Here is a 1,031-nt window from a genome sequence, read left to right as displayed (position 1 = left end):
TTCATGGCGGAGCTGCGCAAGCACAAAACCTACCGCAACGCCATTCCCACCCAGTCCATTCTCACCATCACCTCCAACGTGGTCTACGGCAAGAAAACCGGCAACACCCCCGATGGGCGGCGGGCTGGCGAGCCCTTTGCGCCGGGGGCCAACCCCATGCATGGCCGCGACACCAAGGGAGCGGTGGCGTCGCTGGCTTCCGTGGCCAAGCTGCCCTACGACGACGCGCTGGATGGCATCTCCAACACCTTCTCCATCGTGCCGGCGGCCCTGGGTCGCACGGCTGAGGAGCGGGTTGCCAACCTGGTGGGGCTGCTGGACGGCTACATGCGGGATGGCGGCTTTCACCTCAACGTGAATGTCCTCAACCGCGAGACCTTGCTGCAGGCCATGGAGCACCCAGAGCTCTACCCGCAGCTCACCATCCGGGTTTCCGGCTACGCAGTGAACTTCATCAAGCTTACCCGCGAGCAGCAACTGGATGTGATTAACCGCACCTTCCATCAACACTTCTAAACGAGGGGGCGGGGGATCCCGGAAGGCTGCCCCTAGCCGGGTGAAAGCAAAGGATCCCCCCTCCCCAAGCGAGGAGGTTCAATGAACTATAGCGTTGGGGATTTGGTTAGAGACTACGCGGCGGGACGGCGAGATTTCCAGGAGATCGAGCTGCCCCAGGCCGACCTACAAGGGATCCACCTAGCCGGTGCCGACCTGCGCTATGCCGATTTCAGCGGCGCCAACCTGGCAGGCGCCAACCTGCGGGGGTGCGATCTCAGCTTTGCCGATTGCAGCGGCGCCAACCTATCGGGAGCCGACCTGCGGGGATGTCTGCTTTTTGGCAGCAATTTCCGCGGTGCCCTCTTGGAAGGGGCTTTGCTGGATCACGCCGATTGCGATGCCTATACCCATTTCCCGGCGGGCTTTGATCCCAAAGCCCATCGCCTGCACAACCTCTCGGCGGAGGTCTCCCAGTAGGAGATCTTTCCACTGGTTTTCAACCGTTAAGAAAAACACAGTCTGGGTAAAGTCCA

The 1,031-nt window shown here is 61.5% G+C and carries 2 protein-coding genes; both read left to right on the top strand.

From position 1 onward, the window contains the following. The coding region (locus NW853_RS08955; RefSeq protein WP_414336225.1) for a glycine radical domain-containing protein at positions 1-516 on the top strand (516 nt) is incomplete at its 5' end. A gap of 81 nt (positions 517-597) precedes the next feature. Next, positions 598-975, top strand: a complete 378-nt coding sequence (locus tag NW853_RS08950; RefSeq protein ID WP_414336223.1) for a pentapeptide repeat-containing protein — start codon at positions 598-600, stop codon at positions 973-975. Positions 976-1,031 lie beyond the last annotated feature (56 nt).

This window comes from Synechococcus sp. H55.11 (genome assembly GCF_047462475.1).
Classification (GTDB): domain Bacteria; phylum Cyanobacteriota; class Cyanobacteriia; order Thermostichales; family Thermostichaceae; genus Thermostichus.
Note: the sequence above shows the minus strand (reverse complement) of the source record. Positions and strands in the feature narration are given on the sequence as shown.

Bases quoted from the DNA above. Each gene is read 5' to 3' on its own strand.
- NW853_RS08950 (WP_414336223.1), top strand. From the start codon at position 598: ATGAACTATAGCGTTGGGGATTTGGTTAGAGACTACGCGGCGGGACGG.